The organism is Lampropedia puyangensis (genome assembly GCF_004833285.1).
GTDB lineage: Bacteria > Pseudomonadota > Gammaproteobacteria > Burkholderiales > Burkholderiaceae_C > Lampropedia > Lampropedia puyangensis.
Genome location: NZ_STFG01000010.1, coordinates 62,057 through 79,969 on the forward strand (window position 1 = coordinate 62,057; position 17,913 = coordinate 79,969).

Annotated in this window: 16 protein-coding genes; 7 read left to right on the plus strand and 9 right to left on the minus strand. The window is 52.8% G+C overall.

All coding sequences use genetic code 11. The features are described from left to right. Positions 1-208 precede the first annotated feature (208 nt). From E9531_RS10250 to E9531_RS10265, 4 genes are all read left to right on the plus strand, one after another. On the plus strand, positions 209-1,990 hold the full coding sequence (locus tag E9531_RS10250) for a methyl-accepting chemotaxis protein (RefSeq protein ID WP_136573662.1): 1,782 nt from the start codon (positions 209-211) through the stop codon (positions 1,988-1,990). Between the two features lie 182 nt (positions 1,991-2,172). After that, positions 2,173-2,670: a MarR family winged helix-turn-helix transcriptional regulator gene (locus tag E9531_RS10255; protein WP_136573663.1), complete on the plus strand. Its 498-nt coding sequence runs from the start codon at positions 2,173-2,175 to the stop codon at positions 2,668-2,670. Continuing rightward, positions 2,667-3,440 carry a DNA alkylation repair protein gene (locus E9531_RS10260; RefSeq protein ID WP_136573664.1) on the plus strand — a complete coding sequence of 258 codons (774 nt, stop codon included), beginning with the start codon at positions 2,667-2,669 and terminating at the stop codon, positions 3,438-3,440. The genes E9531_RS10255 and E9531_RS10260 overlap by 4 nt, the downstream gene beginning before the upstream one ends. A gap of 14 nt (positions 3,441-3,454) precedes the next feature. After that, positions 3,455-3,793 carry a DUF6616 family protein gene (locus tag E9531_RS10265; protein WP_136573665.1) on the plus strand — a complete coding sequence of 113 codons (339 nt, stop codon included), beginning with the start codon at positions 3,455-3,457 and terminating at the stop codon, positions 3,791-3,793. A gap of 109 nt (positions 3,794-3,902) precedes the next feature. Here the strand turns inward: E9531_RS10265 and ggt are convergent, their stop codons facing one another. The 8 genes from ggt to E9531_RS10305 all read right to left on the minus strand — a co-directional run bounded on the left by ggt (position 3,903) and on the right by E9531_RS10305 (position 14,684). Continuing rightward, positions 3,903-5,873, minus strand: a complete 1,971-nt coding sequence (gene ggt / locus E9531_RS10270; RefSeq protein ID WP_136573666.1) for a gamma-glutamyltransferase — start codon at positions 5,871-5,873, stop codon at positions 3,903-3,905. Positions 5,874-5,992: 119 nt separating this feature from the next. Continuing rightward, positions 5,993-7,261: a phenylacetate--CoA ligase family protein gene (locus E9531_RS10275; RefSeq protein WP_136573667.1), complete on the minus strand. Its 1,269-nt coding sequence runs from the start codon at positions 7,259-7,261 to the stop codon at positions 5,993-5,995. 169 nt (positions 7,262-7,430) lie between these two features. Further along, positions 7,431-8,240 carry an ABC transporter ATP-binding protein gene (locus E9531_RS10280; protein WP_136573668.1) on the minus strand — a complete coding sequence of 270 codons (810 nt, stop codon included), beginning with the start codon at positions 8,238-8,240 and terminating at the stop codon, positions 7,431-7,433. A gap of 213 nt (positions 8,241-8,453) precedes the next feature. Continuing rightward, entirely contained in the window at positions 8,454-9,782 is a 1,329-nt protein-coding gene (locus E9531_RS10285) for an ABC transporter substrate-binding protein (protein WP_136573669.1), read from the minus strand. Positions 9,783-9,880: 98 nt separating this feature from the next. Further along, positions 9,881-10,957 carry a branched-chain amino acid ABC transporter permease gene (locus E9531_RS10290; RefSeq protein WP_136573670.1) on the minus strand — a complete coding sequence of 359 codons (1,077 nt, stop codon included), beginning with the start codon at positions 10,955-10,957 and terminating at the stop codon, positions 9,881-9,883. Positions 10,958-10,981: 24 nt separating this feature from the next. Then, positions 10,982-11,911 (minus strand): branched-chain amino acid ABC transporter permease, encoded by a 930-nt coding sequence (locus E9531_RS10295; RefSeq protein ID WP_136573671.1) that lies wholly within the window; start codon positions 11,909-11,911, stop codon positions 10,982-10,984. A gap of 30 nt (positions 11,912-11,941) precedes the next feature. Beyond that, positions 11,942-12,748: an ABC transporter ATP-binding protein gene (locus tag E9531_RS10300; RefSeq protein WP_136573672.1), complete on the minus strand. Its 807-nt coding sequence runs from the start codon at positions 12,746-12,748 to the stop codon at positions 11,942-11,944. 1 nt (position 12,749) lies between these two features. Continuing rightward, positions 12,750-14,684, minus strand: a complete 1,935-nt coding sequence (locus E9531_RS10305; protein ID WP_136573673.1) for an AMP-dependent synthetase/ligase — start codon at positions 14,682-14,684, stop codon at positions 12,750-12,752. Between the two features lie 260 nt (positions 14,685-14,944). Between E9531_RS10305 and E9531_RS10310 the strand changes: the two genes are divergently transcribed. Further along, the gene (locus tag E9531_RS10310; protein ID WP_211343415.1) at positions 14,945-15,661 is read left to right on the plus strand and encodes a Crp/Fnr family transcriptional regulator; all 717 of its coding nucleotides are present in this window, start codon (positions 14,945-14,947) and stop codon (positions 15,659-15,661) included. Positions 15,662-15,985: 324 nt separating this feature from the next. Here the strand turns inward: E9531_RS10310 and E9531_RS10315 are convergent, their stop codons facing one another. Further along, the gene (locus E9531_RS10315) at positions 15,986-16,522 is read right to left on the minus strand and encodes an outer membrane protein assembly factor BamE (protein ID WP_244610071.1); all 537 of its coding nucleotides are present in this window, start codon (positions 16,520-16,522) and stop codon (positions 15,986-15,988) included. 54 nt (positions 16,523-16,576) lie between these two features. Between E9531_RS10315 and E9531_RS10320 the strand changes: the two genes are divergently transcribed. Together E9531_RS10320 and E9531_RS10325 are read left to right on the plus strand one after the other, a co-directional pair. After that, complete coding sequence (locus E9531_RS10320; RefSeq protein WP_136573674.1) at positions 16,577-16,795, plus strand: DUF3460 family protein; 219 nt, start codon at positions 16,577-16,579, stop codon at positions 16,793-16,795. 110 nt (positions 16,796-16,905) lie between these two features. Then, positions 16,906-17,844, plus strand: a complete 939-nt coding sequence (locus tag E9531_RS10325; RefSeq protein WP_136573723.1) for a segregation and condensation protein A — start codon at positions 16,906-16,908, stop codon at positions 17,842-17,844. The last annotated feature ends 69 nt before the right edge of the window (positions 17,845-17,913 follow it).

The following is a 17,913-nucleotide window of genomic DNA, read 5'->3' on the forward strand; positions in this document are numbered from 1 at the left end:
CCTGGTCAAAACCAATATAGTGAATATGCACTGAGTCAGTCTGTCCATTTCTGCCGTGCCACAACAGTATTGCTCGCAACCATTGAGACGCTACACTTTGACACTTCATTCAAGTTGCTGTTTACTCGCGATACGATTCGTAAAGCGTGTGCGCTGACGCTCCGCCCCTTCAAGCCCGACCCAACCCAAAAGCCAGAAAGTACTGCGTATGTGGTTTTCCAATCTCTCTATTCGCTCTAAGCTTTTGTGGGCTTTTTTCTTGCTCGTAGCCTTAGCTGGTGTGCTGGGGGCCGTATCGCTGCGCCAGCTCATGAACGTGCACTTGAGCAGCGAAGAAGTCAATCTGCGCTGGTTACCTGCGATTGCTGAATCCGGTGAGCTGGCTGCGTCCTTAAACCGTGTGCGCCGGGTTGAAGCGCGCTTATCCACAGCACTGGATCGCGCAGACCTAACGCAAATGCAAACGCTCATTCAAGAACGCTTGGGCAACGTCAGTACCCATGAAAAGCAATTTGAAGAGATTGCCAAAGACCCACAGGCTAGTGCATTGATGCAAGAGTACGTGCGAATGCGCACAGCCTATGACGCGACACGTGCCAAGATATTGGAAGACATGCAGCGCGCTATTCAATACTTTGAAACCCAAGGCAGCCGCGACCAGGCCTTACTGCAAGAAGTGCGCAACTACTATGCAGGCCCGATGGATGATTCTTTCGCGCTGGTTGAAGACCAAGTCTCCAAACTCCAAAGCTGGAGCAGCGAAAAAGCCAACGAGGCCAATATCCTTGTTGCCAAAGCCTACCAACGGGCCATCGTTCAAATCAGCGTAGTGCTGGCCTTGGCCATTGCGGCAGCAATCACGCTTGCGCTGAGCATCACCCGCTTAATCACAACCCCGTTGCAACGCGCCGTTTCGGCCATGCAAGCCGTATCCCAAGGTAACTTGACGGAACGTATCGCAGGCGCCGGGCAAGACGAAATGGGGCAGATGCTGAAGGCCCTGGAATCGATGCGCAGCAAGCTTGAAGACGTGGTGTATGGCGTTCGCAGCAATGCCGAAGGCGTCGCCGCTGCCAGCAGTCAAATTGCGCAAGGCAATAACGATCTGTCCATTCGCACAGAGCAGCAAGCCAGTGCGCTGGAGGAAATTGCAGCCTCCATGGAAGAGCTCGGATCGACCGTGCACCAAAATGCAGACCATGCCCGCACCGCCAATCAAATGGCCATTGCAACGACACAGACCGCAACGCAAGGCGGTCAAGTCATGCAACAAGCTGTCCAGACGATGCAAAGTATTTTGGATGGTGGGCGCGAGATTGAAGACATCATCGGTGTCATTGACAACATTGCCTTTCAGACCAATATTCTTGCGCTCAATGCAGCCGTGGAAGCAGCACGTGCGGGCGAGCAAGGGCGGGGCTTTGCGGTGGTAGCCCATGAAGTACGCAACCTGGCCCAACGCAGCGCAGAATCCTCCAAAGAAGTGAAGGCACTGGTAGCTAACAACGCCTCCCGCGTCAACCGCGGTGCCGAACTTATCGAACAAGCTGGCAAAGCCATGCAGGAAATCGTTCAGAGTATTCGCCGCGTAACCGATCTCGTAGGTGAAATCAGCGCCGCTAGCACGGAACAAAGCGCAGGGGTTTCACAAGTAGGCGAGGCTATTGTGCAAATGGACCAAGTCACCCAACGCAACGCGGCATTAGTCGAAGAAAGCGCAGCCGCAGCAGCCAGCCTCAACCAACAGGCGCAGGAACTGGTGTCTGCAGTAGAAGTGTTCAAATTGGCCGAAACGCGTAATCACACAGCGTTAAACAGCACCAATCGACCGGCAATGCTACCGCCCCACAGCAATCCACCCCATGCCCGGCATACCAACTTTTCGGCAGCAATGGCCGCATCGTCTCCCCATGCTACTGCACCGGCCCGCAGCAACCATTTAGCCTCCCCTCGACATTCCAAAGATGACGAAAACTGGGAAAGCTTCTAAACACCTGATCCCCACTGCAAGCGGACCGCCATCCCCTGGCCTCTGATCTTGTAATGCCCCTATCTCGCGCACCTGCCGATACTCAATTCAAGCACGCTCTCTGCGTGCTTTTTTATTGCATGCTTCATTTATAAAGATAATTCAAGATAATATAATTAGCCACCCAACAAAACATAAGAACCATGAAACTTGAACAGAAATACGAAGCACTGCTCGGTGAAATGCTTGAGAAAAAATCACAAGGCATACATCAGATTCGTGCTTGTTTCCAACTCTTATCACTGGCATCGTCGATTGACCGTGATTGCGCCACCCGCCTAGCACCGCACGGTCTTTCCGAAGGGCGGTTTGTGATGCTGTTTCTGCTCAACGCAGCATTTCCGAACGGTTTAGCACCTAACGTGCTCGCAGAAAAAGCTGGCATCAGTCGAGCCACGGTCACAAGTCTGCTCGATGGTTTAGAACAGCTCCAACTGGTTACTCGCCACGCTGATCCCAATGATCGTCGTGCGTTGCAAATTCACTTAACCAATGAAGGGCAAGATGTGGCTAAAACAGTCACTGACCAACATGCCGAATGGATTGCCGGGCTGTTAAAGCCGCTGTCAGCCACCGAATTGGAGCTACTTAGTAGCCTACTTGCAAAGGTGGCCGCACCACTCAACAACAAAATCGCATGACAGTCAAACCATTGCGCAAAGGGGCCAGTCGCACGGCAGATATTCCCGCCGATATTCTTGCGGCGCTATCGCACGGAACAATACCAAGCGCCACCCTTACAGAAGGCCTCGCTCTTGACCAATCTATATTGGTGCGTACGACTTTCCCACACCTCTCCCCCCCTACATTGCAAGCAATTGATGCTGCGTGCAAACAAGGAATTCTGAAGCGAATGCGCAGTATCAGCGCAGCCCTACTGGCAGAACTGGGCAATCAAGCGATTGATCAGTGCCAAAACCACCTCTCTGACACGGTAAGGGGATGGGCATGCTTCATGGTGGGACACTCGCCCTATCAGGATGTGAACGCACTGCTTAACGCAATCCACCCCTTAGCCGATGATGCGCATTTTGGTGTCCGCGAATGGGCGTGGCTGGGCGTGCGCGCTGCGTTGAGTAACGACCTGCAAGGCTCCATTAGTGCATTGTCGCAATGGACTGCATCGCCATCAGAGCGGGTACGGCGCTTTGCTTGCGAGGCCTTGCGCCCCCGCGGTGTCTGGTGCGCGCACATAGCCGCACTCAAACGAGCCCCCAGCATGGCATTGCCTATTTTGCAGCCACTGCGTACAGACCCGTGCACCTACGTTCAAGACTCTGTCGCCAATTGGCTTAACGATGCAGCCAAAGACCATCCGCATTGGGTGCAAACACTTTGCACCCAATGGCTGCATGACTGCCCGTGTGAAGCCACCGCCCGCATTTGCCTGCGCGCTCAACGCAATCTGTAAAAAGGAAAGAAGCAATGTCTCATTACCTTGTCGAACTATACACACCAAATGCAGCATGGCGCACTCTTTCAACCGCCTTGCGCCAGCAATTCATCGCCAGCATTGTCCAAGCAATGGGACAGCTCAGCGAAATGGGAGTTGAGATAGTGGCACTCGGCCAAACCGCCCAAGAAATAGATTGCCCCACTACACACGAATTCGTTGGCATTTGGCGTTTTTCAACTCCTGAAGCGCGGAAGGCATTACTGGCAGGAATCAAAGCCTCCGGCTGGTACACCTACTTTGACCACATCAACGCAAGCTGCGATAACGACACATTTGCAAGCCACCTGCACCAGTTGGAAACTTGCTGAGCAACCACCCATAGCAACAAATCAAAAGCCTGCTTCCTTTTACCAAGGAAGCAGGCTTTTCCATTTATGCACAAACACCCCATGGTGCAAGTGCATTCGCTATGGCGGCTTATTGTGTGCCATCGCCCAAGACAATACCTTCACGACGTGGATCCACGCCGCCTTCCCATTGGGTCTTGCCATCACGTGTAACACGCATGATGGTGGAGATACCACTGGACTGGGCTGAATTAGAAATGGTGTGTCCCTTGGCTTTGAGGCCATCCATCAAACCACTCAAGTCCAAAGTCGTGTTGGCACCATCCACGCTGGTCGTGCGACTATTGCTTGCTCCAAAATCGACCAGTGAGGTCGCTTGTTGTGCATCCAGATTCCAATCCAATGCCCCAACGACCGTTTTCAACACATATTGAATGATGGTGCCACCGCCTGGGGAGCCTGTAGCCATCAAGAACTCGCCCGGCTCAGTACCTTTAAACACGATCGTGGGCGCCATGGTGCTGCGTGGGCGTTTGCCAGCATCCACACGGTTGGCGACCAAATTGCCGTTGGCATCCAGAGGGTTGGCAGAAAAGTCTGTCAATTGGTTCGAAAGCAAGAAGCCATCGACCATGTGGAAAGACCCCATGCTCGATTCGACCGTAGACGTGACTGATGCCACGTTGCCGTATGCATCGGTAATCGAGAAATGCGTTGTGCCATGTTCAACAGTCGTATCGATGCCTTGCCGCTGTGCAGATCCGAAGTCTCCTGCCGTAGCTACACCCATGCTTTGATCCAAACTGATCAAACTGGCCCGTTGCTTGAGGTAGTCTTTGTTCAGCATGCTGGCCACGCCTTGACCAGGCAGCGGCACAAAGTCGGTATCAGCCACGTACTTGTCGCGGTCTGCATAAGCCAGGCGAGACGCTTCGGAAACCAAGTGCACCCCCATCACGCTTGGAATACCACCTTCATTGTCCGGATCTGCGGGAGGGTATTGCTTCAGGTCGAAATTCTCCAAAATACCCAAGGCTTGCACAATCGCAATGCCACCTGAAGAAGGAGGCGACATGCTGCAAATGTAGTAAGCATTGCGGTAAGTTGTACACACAGGCTCACGCTTTTTCGGCTCGTAAGCAGCCAAATCCTGCAGGGTCATCAAACTGGGAGTCATAGGCGTGCGAGCCGCGTCATCACCCACTGTCTGACCGGCCTTGGCCACAATTGCCTTAGCAATTTCACCTTGATGCAACGCATCGGCACCTCGTTCAGCCAAAGCCTGCAAAGTTTTGGCGTATGGCACGTTGGTCATGGTCTCGCCGCTCTTGCGTGGCGATCCATCTGTATGGAAAAAGGTTGCTACGGCGTTGGCATCCAGCGCCAGATTATTGGCATTACTGGCAATGGCACTGCCCAAACGCGCAGGAATCACAAAGCCTTGATCAGCCAGCTTAATGCCCTCATCAAAGAGCTGATTCCATTGCAATTTGCCGTGCTCAGTCTGAGCCATCTCAAGCATACGCATGACGCCCGGCACGCCAATGGAGCGTCCACTGCGACGCGCACTTGGCACGGGTGCCCCGGAATCTGCATCTGCTTGTTCTTGCCGCTGCAGGTAGTAGTTGGTTGCAGCAGCAGGCGCTGTTTCACGGCCATCATAGGCCGTCACTTTTTTGGTTGCGGCGTCGTAGTACATCATGAATGCGCTACCGGCCAATGTGCTCGATTGTGGCTCCACCAAGCCCAAAACGGCTTGTACTGCGACAGCGGCATCAGCGGCCGTTCCGCCTGCGCGAAGCACCTCACAACCTGCTTTGCTGGCCAAAGGCGTATTCGCAACAACCATGTAGCTGTTGGAGTATTTAGCTTTGTAGCCCAGACGGTAACCAGAAGGAGCCTCAGGCGCTGCAGGGTCGCCAGGTTGGCCGGACCCGACAACTACCCCAGCCCCGTTACTGGAGCTGACGGTGCAGCTATTGGGGTTGGTGTCAACAATCAAGCCATTATCGACAACCAGATTGTCGCTACCACCGCCACATGCAGCCAAAAAAATTGCGAAGGCAATGGGGGTAAGCAATAACAACGGTTTATTTTTCATCAAGGAGCCTTTACGGTAAGACGTAGAAAAGTTCTGCAAAATGTGCGGCCATCATGCATGCATCTTCAGTGCCAGAACTTTTGTTTTTCTGTAAACAAAGCAACAAAACCAATGCACCCTCAGGTGTAGCTTCTGGCGTCTTCAATCACCTTCCCATCGTTTGGCAAAGCTCCTGGGGCAAGGCATTGCACATCCCCCCTTAGTTTGGTCACTTCACGAATGGCCGCCGCCAAGGGCGCCTGCAAAGTTTCAGCGCTATCTGCCGTTTCAACCTGAAGCGTCATTTGGTCATTGGCCATTTCACCTGTGACAACCAAACGCGCTTTGCGAATCGCAGGAAAACGTCCGATGATTTCTGCCACTTGCCCTGGATGCACAAACATGCCGCGAACCTTGGTGGTTTGGTCTGCACGGCCCATCCAGCCCTTGATACGCGTATTGGTCCGCCCCGTCGGGCATGTGCCAGGCAACACAGCAGAAAGGTCTCCAGTTCCGAAGCGGATCAAAGGGTAATCGGGGTTCAGCGTCGTCACGACCAACTCGCCCACTTCGCCCTCTGAAACAGGTTCGCCCGTACCGGGGCGAACAATCTCCACGATGACATGCTCATCCAAAACCAAGCCCTCCCGTGCTTGGGTTTCGTAGGCAATCAGTCCTAAGTCTGCCGTGGCATAACACTGGTAGGCTTGGACGCCACGCGCCGCGAACCAATCACGCAAAGATGGAGGAAAGGCCTCCCCCGACACCAGCGCTTTGCGCACACTGGCTATCGACACGCCCAATTCCTGCGCCCGTTCAAGCAGCAATTTCAAAAAGCTGGGTGTGCCAGCGTACGCGGCGGGCTTGAGCTCTGCCATGGCATGTACCTGCTGTTCTGTCTGGCCCGTCCCCCCAGGAAAGACCGAACACCCAAGCGCATGCGCGCCGCTTTCCATCATGGAACCCGCAGGTGTGAAGTGGTAGCTGAAGCTATTGTGAACCAAGTCACCGGCCTGAAAGCCTGCCGCCCGCATGGCACGGGCCATGCGCCAGTAATCTGCGCGAACACCTTCTGGCTCATATATGGTGCCTGGACTGGCAAATACGCGTGGCATTGCTGCGCCATAGCCAATAGCGCTGAAGCCACCGAAGACATCGCTCTGGCGCTGCTGCTGTTGCCGCTGCAGCAATTCGTATTTGCGAATCACAGGCAACCGGGCCAACGCCTGACGATTATCGATCGAAGAGGCGTCAACACCTTCCAAGAGCTGCGCGAAAGCGCTGGTTTGGCGCTGCGCGTGTGCAATCTGCATGGGTAGCGCAGCCATCAAAGAAGCTTCACGTTCCTGCGCGGAGCGCTCCTCCTCCGGGGCAAGCGCTACAGCTTGCGTATGATTGGGGCTTGCCATCCGTTGTCTCCTGTCTAATTGATGTCACTGGATTTGCGTTGCAAACACCCATAGTGCTGCAACTGTCTCTGCAGACTGCAATCAAAGTTTTTGGTGAAGGGCTTACATGCACATCAGCATGAAGCATTTGCAACACGCTTGCTGCGCGAGCGTTCCTGATAGGCCTAGGTCATGCAAGCCAACGTTTGCGGCGCTTATAGCTTTTGACATCGCGAAAACTTTTGCGACCATCCCCACCGACGCCCAGATAAAACTCTTTCACGTCAGAGTTATTGGCCAAGTCTTGAGCCTTGCCATCCATCATGATGCGACCGGACTCCATGATGTAGCCGTAGTCTGCATACTTCAGCGCCATATTCGTGTTTTGCTCTGCCAATAAAAAAGTCACTTTTTCTTTGGTATTGAGGTCCTTGACGATATGGAAGACCTCCTCAACGATTTGCGGCGCCAATCCCATCGATGGCTCATCAAGCAACACCAGATTAGGGTTGGTCATCAAGGCACGACCAATAGCACACATCTGCTGCTCGCCTCCTGAGGTGTAAGCTGCTTGCGACGCACGGCGCGTTTTCAGCCTTGGGAAATAGGTGTAGACCTTATCCAAATTGGCGGCAACTTCACCCTTGTCGGCACGGGTGTAACTGCCAGTCATGAGGTTCTCTTCAATGGTGAGGTGGGCAAAGCAGTGCCGCCCTTCCATCACCTGAACCACACCGCGTTTCACCAAATCTGCTGGCGAGAGGTTTTCGATACGTTCGCCTCGCAGCTCAATCGAACCTTTGGTGACATCCCCACGCTCGGCCTTGAGCAGGTTGGAAATGGCCCTTAACGTGGTCGTTTTACCTGCGCCGTTGCCACCCAGAAGGGCCACAATCCCACCTTCAGGAACCTGCAGCGAAACGCCTTTGAGCACCAAGATCACATGGTTGTAAATCACCTCAATGCCGTTGACGTTGAGGACGATGTTGGGCTGACTCATAAAGGGCAACTCCAGTAGTTTGAACTGTGTGTCAAAAAATAGGCCTTTGGCACCACCTTCGCTATCACGGACAGGATGAGGTGCCTAGCACTGTGGTCAATCTGACCTGAGCTGCCTACACGATACGAAACAAACACCGGTAGACAGTTTTTCGCGATTTTGAAGAGTCTGGCCCTCCTGACCCTTCATAAAACGCGTAGTGCAGCAATCACATTACGCCCCGCAATCGGCTTGCTCACGGCGCTTGAGGTTCTTCTCTGCCAAGTATTTGTCTGCACCGTCTTTGATCATCTTGTCGAGCACGGCTGGATCAGCTTCATACCAATCAGAGAGATTGCCCCATTGCTTACCATCCCACTCGTGCACACGCACACTGGTGGAGCCCATATGGTTGGCGCAGGTGGTTTGCAGCGGACGGATGATGCCGTCAAAGCCAAGTTCCTTGAGACGCTCTGCTGTCAGATTCAGGTTCTCCATACCCCACTGCACTTGTTCTGGGGTCATCACCTTGCCCTTGCCAAATTTTTCCTGCGCAGTGCGAATAGCCTCTACCGTCAGCATCTGAATGATCACGCCACGCGTGTACAGCACTGAGCCAACTTCATTTTTGTCGCCTGTGCCTTGCCCTTTGCCATGCACATAAGTGAGGATGTCTTGCGCGACTTTGGTGTCCTGACCATAGCCATTCAACGCAAGTGCCTTGTAGCCTTTGGCACCATCACCAATGTCGCGCACATCTGGCTCTGCACCTGCCCACCACACACCGTAAATTTTGTTGCGCGCGTAACCAGTAGCCTGCGCCTCTTTCAACGCCGTAGAGTTCATCACACCCCAGCCCCACAGAAACACATAGTCAGGGCGGCTTTGACGAACCTGCAGCCAAGTGGATTTTTGCTCTACACCAGGTGCGGTCACAGGCAACAGCTGCAATTCAAAACCGTGCATTTTGGCGCGCTCTTGCATTACAGGAATAGGCTCTTTACCAAAAGGGCTGTCGTGGTAAACCAGCGCGATTTTCTTGCCTTTGAGCTTATCCAGACCACCTAACTCTTTACCCAAATGCTGAACCAGCGCATCCGCACCAGTCCAGTAACTACCCAGATACGGGAAGTTCCATTTGAATGCCATCCCGTCGGCAGCAATAGACAGGCCATAGCCCAAGGTAATCAAAGGAATTTTGTCTGTATTGGCCTTTTCTGTCAGGGCAAACGTGACACCAGTTGATTGCGGATCGAACAAGGCCACACCTGGACGACTCTTCAAGCGTTCATAGCACTCCACGCCACGGTCTGTTGCATAGCCAAACTCACATTCCTCGAACGACATTTTCACGCCATTGATCCCACCATCGCGCTCGTTGACCAGCTTGATGTAGTCCTGCTTGCCGTTGGCCCATGGAATGCCGTTTGGAGCATAAGGCCCCGTACGGTAGGACAGCAATGGAATGAACTGCTCCGTCTGCGCTGAGGCAACAGGGGTAAAGCCCATGGTCGCCGTGGCCAAAACGGCGGCGGCCAAAAGAGTGGTTTTGATGCGCTTCATGGTTTGTCTCCTTAACGGTTGTTTATGGTTGCGGGAACGAAAAAACTCACACGAAATACAACGAACAGCTTGGTGCATCTATTGCGCGGCCTTGCCAATCAATGCGGGAAAGGCCAAATACGCAGCTTCTGTTTGGCCGTTGACCACAACTTGGCCAAGCCATGCGGCTCCACAATCAGGAACCACACGATCAATGCGCCAAAAATCATCAATTCGGTATGGGCCACACCTGCGGTGGAAATACTCAAACCAAACAGGCCAAACAGCCAAGGCAAAAATTGGTTCAGGAAAATGGGTAAAACCACAATAAACCCTGCCCCCAAGAAGCTGCCCATGATGGAGCCCAAGCCGCCAATAATGACCATGAACAGCAGGCGAAAGGACACCTCAACAGAGAATGCAGCAGGCTCCCATGCGCTCAGGTGGATAAATGCCCACAACGCGCCAGCCATACCGATGATGAACGAACTGACCGCAAAAGCGCTGAGCTTGGCGTACATAGGGCGAATACCAATCACCGCAGCGGCCACATCCATATCACGAATGGCCATCCATTCGCGTCCAATCGCACTGCGCACCAAATTCTTGGCTAGCAAAGCAACGACCACTAGCAGCGCCAGACAGAACAAGTAACGCGACAAGGCTGAATCAAGCGGATAGCCAAACACTTGCAGGTGATTGACCGAAACCGAACCTGAAGGCGAGTAATTGGTGAACCATTTCACGCGCAGGAACATCCAGTCAGCGAAAAACTGTGCGGCCAAGGTCGCCACAGCCAAATACAACCCCCGCACACGCAAGCTGGGCAAACCAAACAAAATACCAAAAAACATGGCACACAAACCGCCCAAAATTACCGCAGGCACCAAAGGCATGCCTTGAAAACGGGTGTAAAAATTCCAGGCACCGTAAGCCCCTACGGCCATAAAAGCGCCCGAGCCGAGTGAAATCTGGCCGCAATATCCAACCAGAATATTCACGCCCAAGGCAGCCATCGACATGATGACCAACGGTATCAAAATCGCACGAAAGAAATAATCGCTAGCGAACATGGGCACCACCACAAAAAGTGCCGCCAAAATCAGTGCCATGGCGATTCGATCTTGCCGAATAGCGAATATTTGCTGGTCAGCACGGTACGTGGTTTTGAACTGACCGTTTTCTCTGTAAAACATGGGTTGTCTCCTTGGTTGATTTGGTCAGACGCGATCAATGATTTTTTCGCCAAACAAACCTTGAGGCCTGAAGAGCAGGAACACCAGTGCCAGCACATAGGCAAACCAAATCTCGATACCGCCGCCCACATAAGGCCCCAAATACACCTCTGAGAGCTTCTCTCCTACACCAATAATCAGCCCGCCGATGATGGCGCCGGGCACAGACGTCAAGCCGCCCAAAATCACTACAGGCAAGGCACGTAACGCGATGGTGGTTAATGAAAATTGCACCCCCAATTTGCTGCCCCAAATCATCCCCGCCACCAGTGCGACCACGCCTGCGACACACCACACAATCACCCAAATACGATTCAGAGGAATACCCACTGACTGCGCGGCCTGATGGTCATCAGCCACGGCGCGCAACGCCCGGCCTGTACTCGTTTTCTGGAAAAACAACGTCAGCAAAGCCACCAGCGCAGCGGCGATCACTGCGGCATACAGGTCTTCTTTGTTGATCATCACACCACCATCGAACACCGAATCAAGCATGAACACCGGGTCTTTGGGCATGCCGATATCAATGCTGTAGACATTGCTGCCAAACAAAGTTTGGCCCAAGCCGTCAAGAAAGTAGGTAATCCCCAATGTGGCCATCAACAGGGTTGCTCCTTCCTGGTTGACCAGATGCCTCAACACCAAACGCTCAATCACCCACGCCACGGCAAACATGCACAAAGCGGCAATCGCAAAAGCCAGCAAATTGGCCAAAATTTTGCTTTCAAAGCCAAACCATTGCGGCAACCAAGCCGAGAAGCGAGCCATCGCCAGCGCTGCGAACAACACCATCGCACCCTGCGCAAAATTGAACACGCCTGAGGCCTTGAAAATCAACACAAAGCCTAACGCGACCAAGGAATACAGCATGCCTGTCATCAGGCCGCCAAACAAGGTTTCAAGAAAAAATGCCATGCCTAGAGTCTCCTGTTGCGTGCGCCATCATCAGTGTGAGCTGCCCAAGTAGGCCCGGATCACTTCTTCGTTATTGCGGACCTCATCAGGAGAGCCGTCGCCAATTTTTTTCCCGTAATCAAGCACAACCACCCGATCAGAGATATCCATTACCACGCCCATATCATGTTCAATCAACACAATGGTGGTGCCAAACTCCTCATTAATCTCCATGATGAAGCGGCTCATATCCTGCTTCTCTTCCAGGTTCATGCCTGCCATGGGCTCATCAAGCAGCAATACCTGCGGCTCCATCGCCAAGGCACGCCCCAAATCCACGCGCTTTTGCAAGCCATATGGCAGTTGCCCAACAGGGGTTTTGCGAAACGCTTGAATTTCTAAAAAGTCGATGATGTTTTCAACAAACTCGCGGTGCTTGATCTCCTCACGTTCAGCCGGGCCAATGCGCAATGCCTGCAGCAAGATATTGCTTTTGATTTTGAGGTTACGCCCCGACATGATGTTGTCGATCACACTCATGCCTTTAAACAGCGCCAGATTCTGAAAAGTACGCGCAACCCCCATCTCAGCCACCTGGCGCGAGTTCATGTGTGAAAACGTCTGACCACGAAATGTGATGCTTCCCTCTGAAGGCGTATAGACCCCGTTGATACAGTTGAGCATCGAACTCTTGCCCGCACCATTGGGGCCAATGATTGAGCGGATTTCGTGCTCGCGCACATTGAAGGAAATATCGGTCAAGGCCTTTACGCCACCAAAACGCAGACTGATGTTTTGCACATCCAAAATCACCTCGCCTGTTTTGCGGCCTGCCGTAGATTCGTTGTAGTTGCTCATGTCAAGCCCCCTTTGTCGCAGCGGGAAAAGTTTGAGCAGGCAGAATGCTCAGCGTGGCACTCACGCTGCCAGTGCGGCCATCCTCAAATTTCACCAGTGTTTCAATGAACTGCTCGCTCTTGCCGCCATACAACGCATCAATCAACACTGCGTATTTCTCAGCCACAAAGTTGCGGCGAATTTTGCGTGTGCGGGTCAATTCATCGTCATCGGGGTCGAGCTCTTTGTGCAGCACCAAGAATCGCTTGATTTGGGTCGCTTCCATACCCTCTTCAGTCGCAAGCTCTTGGTTGATTTTTCCAACGCATTCGGCGATCAACTCCAACACCGCCGTTTTGCCAGCCAAGTCGACATAACCGGCGTACGGCAGGTTGCGTTTTTCTGCCCAATTGCCGACCGCTTCAAAATCAATATTGATAAAGGCACACACCTCGTCACGATCATGGCCAAAGCACACGGCTTCTTTGATTTGAGGGAAAAACTTGAGCTTGTTTTCAATGTAGTTGGGCGCAAACATCGCCCCGCCATTGAGTTTGCCCACGTCTTTGGCGCGATCAATGATGCGCAATTGCCCATCAGAATCAAGTACCCCGGCATCGCCCGTGAGGAACCAACCTTCGGCATTGAAAATTTCAGCTGTTGCCTCAGGGCGCTTGTAATACTCTTTGAGGATCGAAACCCCTTTGACCAATACCTCGCCACTCTCGGCAATTTTCAACTCAATACCAGGCGCGGCTTCGCCCACTGTATTGAGTTTGACGCGGCCATTCTTTTGCAGGCAAACATAGGCACATGTTTCGGTCTGTCCATACAACTGTTTGAGATTGATGCCGATGGAGCGGTAAAAACGAAACAATTCAGGCCCAATCGCAGCACCTGCGGTATACGCCACCCGAATACGCGAAAAACCCATGACGTTGCGCAAAGGCCCGTAAATCAGCGCGTTGTACAACGCATACATCAACCGGTCGGCAGCACCAACTGATTGGCCATCCAAAATATCAGCCCCGACACGTTGAGCCAACCCCATCGCTTTGCCATACAACCAACGCTTGAATTTGGATGCATCTTCCATACGGATTGAAACCGTCGTCAGCAGCCCCTCAAATACCCGTGGCGGCGCAAAGTAGTAAGTCGGACCGATCTCTTGCAAATCGATCTGCACCGTCTCGGCCGACTCGGGACAATTGATCGTGAAACCGGCAACCAACCATTGGGCAATTGAAAACAAATGGTCCCCCACCCAAGCAGGAGGAAGGTAGGTAATCATGTTGTCTTTGGCGTTTAGACCATCAACATCCATCCCCCCTTTAGCAGCACTCGAAAACGAGCGGTGCGTTTGACAGACCCCTTTGGGTTTTCCCGTCGTGCCCGAGGTGTACAAAATGACAGAAACATCATCAGGCTGCCCAGCTTGCAGCCAAGCGTCCCAAGCCCCTGGGTTGGCTTGATCCCACTGCTGCCCGCGTTCAAGCAATTGCGCCACACTCACCAAACCGGGTTGGTCGTAACTGCGCATACCTCGGGGATCGTCGTACACGATGTACTGCAAACGGCTATCGGATTGTTGGATTTCCAGCAGCTTATCCACCTGCTCCTGATCTTCTGCAAACGCAATGTGGGCGTTTGCATCTTCCAGCACATACGCCATCTCAGCTGCCACAGCGTCTTGGTACATTGGCACGGGCACGGCGCGCAAGCACTGCGCTGCCAGCATGCTCATGTAGAGATAAGGTCGATTGCTAGAAACCAGTGCTAAGTTATGCCCCTGCTGCAATCCAAGAGAAGCCAGACCGCAGGCCAGATAGCGCACGTCACGCGCTACATCGCTCCAGCTCCACGTCTGCCAAATGCCGTATTCTTTTTCCCGAATGGCCGGGTCCTGTGGTCTTTGCTGTGCGTGCTGCTGCATCAACCGCGGAAATGTTGTCTCCATGTCCTTTGCCTTCCTTTGCACAAACGTTTTTCGTTAATGGGGGCTTGACGTTTTATGGTGGATGGAGCGCTTGCTCATGCGCTATCCATGCAGGCATCGTAGTGGCAACTTTGACGTTTTAATGTCCTTACAACGACAATCTTGGGAAAACCCTAGACAGGAATTTCCCTTGGATGTCTTGGCCGAGACCGCTCAAAACAACCATTTTCCCTGACCATTTCATGTGTATCTAATCTCTATACAGGCCTTGGACTTCGCCCATGAAAACGCCAAACGAGCGCAAACTCCCCTACATGCTGCAAACGCGGCGCACGCCGACTGCACAGGAACTCGCAAGCATTCCGTGGCTGGTCTCCCTCAAGCCCCAAGACAGGCGTTTGGCTGAGCAAGCACTGGAAGTCGGAGATTGCCTTCAAGGCGACTACGTCTGCATTGCCGGCAAACCGGTACGCTATTGGCTAGGTGTGATTGATGGCCTGCTGAAGATGAGCAACAACCGCGCAGACGGCAGCAGCATCAGCTATGCAGGTCTCCCCACTGGGGGCTGGTTTGGGGAAGGCACAGCGCTCAAACGCGAGCACTACCGCTACGACATTCAAGCCTTACGCAAAAGTACCATTGCAGCTTTGCCAGTAGATACTTTTCATCTGCTGCTGAACCGATCGATTGAGTTCAACCGCATCATCATGAACCAGCTCAGTGAGCGCGTGGGGCAATTCATCACCAGCCGTGAGACCGACCGAATGAGCAATCCTGACTCACGGGTAGCCCGCTCATTGGCCGCCTTGGTCAACCCCGTTCTAGCCCCAAGCTCAGACAATGCCCTGCGTATTACCCAGCAGGAACTCGCCTATTTGGTTGGCCTATCACGCCAGCGGGTGAATATGGCCTTGGTCAAACTAGCACAAGAACAGTTGATTGCACTCGAATATGGTGGCTTGCAAGTGCTAGACAGGGCCGCATTGACTGATTATTAAGCATTGTTTGCACAGGCGTTATGCACAAACACAGTGCGCCTGTGCTGTCTTCAAGTCTTCATCAGTCTGTCACCATTTTGAAATGCATTATTTTCAACAATCAATCGTAAGCTATTGTTTTAAATAAACTTAATTCACAAATCACAGATTGATTAAAAAATAGGCAACGTAACAAATACAGGTTGATGACGCTGTTGTGGAGCGTCACCCACCTGTTGTCCACAAAGTTATCCACAGTTTCTGTGCATTACTCACAAACACCTATACAAATCATTCAGTTACTGAATATTAAAGAGAAAGAACTTGCAAACCAGTTGCTAAAAATCAGCGTTGGCCACCATTGCGGTACTCTTCATTCATATCGGGGCCTGTGTACGCACGCAAAATGATGCGTTGCTTATCCAGCACAATGGTGAACATTCCAGAGGTGGTGGGGTCCTTCAAATAACGCCAATCCACATGCTGCTCCTGCTTAAGCGGGTACCACATTTCCTTGGCCGGCTTGCCCAACAAGCGCCGCGCTTGGTCGTAAGCCATTCCTGGTTTGATCTTGGCAAACTCCTGCTCCGTCAATACCTGCTTGATTTCCTGAAGCTTGCCATCCGCGCCTATGGTGATCATGTAGTTCACATGCCCAGCAGGCTGGCGGTTGTATTCGAATGTTCTTGCGCCACCAGCTTCATTCCAGACCATTTCTGGTGTGCCCATCGCATCCCGCACGTCCGCCTCGGTGGATTGCCCGACCTTGAGCTTGTCCAGCGCAATGGGATCGCACCCTGCCACTACCAGTGCCATCACAACGCAACCAAGCCAGCGAGGCCATTGTTGCCGCTGCAGCTGTCTGCCCGTTAAAATGCGCATCGCATTCTCCTTGATGCCCTCTGCATCGATTCATTGATTACAACGTGAGAGTCTATGTCATTCTTTCAGCGCCCCCACTACCGTTCTGAAGCCACCCAGTTCCTGGACAAGCTCAAAGCAGATCGCCCACATCTGGATGCCCAACAACAAGAAGGGCGCAAGCTGCTTTGGGATAAGAACGTGAATGCACACGTTTGGGCTGACTACCGTGCAGCACAAGTGGCACAAAAACCCTATGTGTACCAAACCAGTACAGAAGCAGACCAAAAATAACCAAGGTCACTGCATCTCGCCTCGCAATCATTGTGTCCAACGACGAAACCACATCCCCTGTTGCACCAACCGGTGCAACCCTTGATGCTGAAAACGTCGACACCTCAGTCATGCCTGACCTTGAGCAACCACCCGGGCAATTGCTGCACGATGAAACTATCGAACCGGCCACCGATGCCGATTCCGTCCGTGAGGCGACCATCGTTCAAGCAGAGCAAGCCCAGATTGCAGCGCTGGCCCGGCTTTATGGCGAGCCGCTTTTCGAGCTGCCTGCCGATCTGTATATTCCACCTGATGCATTAGAGATTTTTCTTGAGGCATTTGAAGGCCCGCTGGATTTGCTGCTCTATCTGATCCGCAAACAGAACTTCAACATCCTTGACATCCCCATGGTGCCGCTAACACAGCAATACATGGGTTATGTGCAAGAAATCCGCTCTCGCAACTTGGAACTGGCAGCCGAATATCTGCTGATGGCGGCCATGCTGATTGAAATTAAATCACGCATGCTGCTACCGCGCCCGCCCGCTACCGAAGAAGAGCAAGAAGAAGACCCTCGCGCACAATTGGTCAGGCGTTTGCTGGAATACGAAAAGACCAAAATCGCAGCACGCAAGCTCGATGAACTCCCCCAAGACGGCCGTGACTTCTGGACACCGCAAGCCTTCTTTGACTTGCAATTGGCGCCAGAGCTGCCCAACGTCGCTCCAGACGATTTGCGCAAAGCTTGGCTGGCGATTGTCAAACGCAGCCAATTGGTAGCGCACCATACGATTACGCGCGAAAAGCTCAGTGTGCGCGAATACATGAGCCATGTGCTGCGTGATCTCAAAGACAAACCCTACTTGCCATTTGAAGAGCTTTTCAAACCAGAACTGGGCATTCCCGTTCTGGTCGTCACATTCATCGCCATGCTGGAGCTGGCCAAGGAAACGCTAATCGAAATTACGCAGGCAGAAGCGTTTGCGCCTATTTATGTGATGGCACGCAGTCAGCATGACGAACATCAGGGCGCAGCGCCAGGAAGCAGCATGACAGCGACCTCCTGAAACTCTTTTGTGCGCAGCGACTCCCAACTGCATTCATCCGGCACCTGCTTGGTAGGGCTACACTAAAAG

Coding starts and splice junctions, on each gene's coding strand:
- E9531_RS10250 (WP_136573662.1), top strand. CDS start 209: ATGTGGTTTTCCAATCTCTCTATTCGCTCTAAGCTTTTGTGGGCTTTT.
- E9531_RS10255 (WP_136573663.1), top strand. CDS start 2,173: ATGAAACTTGAACAGAAATACGAAGCACTGCTCGGTGAAATGCTTGAG.
- E9531_RS10260 (WP_136573664.1), top strand. CDS start 2,667: ATGACAGTCAAACCATTGCGCAAAGGGGCCAGTCGCACGGCAGATATT.
- E9531_RS10265 (WP_136573665.1), top strand. CDS start 3,455: ATGTCTCATTACCTTGTCGAACTATACACACCAAATGCAGCATGGCGC.
- ggt (WP_136573666.1), bottom strand. CDS start 5,873: ATGAAAAATAAACCGTTGTTATTGCTTACCCCCATTGCCTTCGCAATT.
- E9531_RS10275 (WP_136573667.1), bottom strand. CDS start 7,261: ATGGCAAGCCCCAATCATACGCAAGCTGTAGCGCTTGCCCCGGAGGAG.
- E9531_RS10280 (WP_136573668.1), bottom strand. CDS start 8,240: ATGAGTCAGCCCAACATCGTCCTCAACGTCAACGGCATTGAGGTGATT.
- E9531_RS10285 (WP_136573669.1), bottom strand. CDS start 9,782: ATGAAGCGCATCAAAACCACTCTTTTGGCCGCCGCCGTTTTGGCCACG.
- E9531_RS10290 (WP_136573670.1), bottom strand. CDS start 10,957: ATGTTTTACAGAGAAAACGGTCAGTTCAAAACCACGTACCGTGCTGAC.
- E9531_RS10295 (WP_136573671.1), bottom strand. CDS start 11,911: ATGGCATTTTTTCTTGAAACCTTGTTTGGCGGCCTGATGACAGGCATG.
- E9531_RS10300 (WP_136573672.1), bottom strand. CDS start 12,748: ATGAGCAACTACAACGAATCTACGGCAGGCCGCAAAACAGGCGAGGTG.
- E9531_RS10305 (WP_136573673.1), bottom strand. CDS start 14,684: ATGGAGACAACATTTCCGCGGTTGATGCAGCAGCACGCACAGCAAAGA.
- E9531_RS10310 (WP_211343415.1), top strand. CDS start 14,945: ATGAAAACGCCAAACGAGCGCAAACTCCCCTACATGCTGCAAACGCGG.
- E9531_RS10315 (WP_244610071.1), bottom strand. CDS start 16,522: ATGCGCATTTTAACGGGCAGACAGCTGCAGCGGCAACAATGGCCTCGC.
- E9531_RS10320 (WP_136573674.1), top strand. CDS start 16,577: ATGTCATTCTTTCAGCGCCCCCACTACCGTTCTGAAGCCACCCAGTTC.
- E9531_RS10325 (WP_136573723.1), top strand. CDS start 16,906: ATGCCTGACCTTGAGCAACCACCCGGGCAATTGCTGCACGATGAAACT.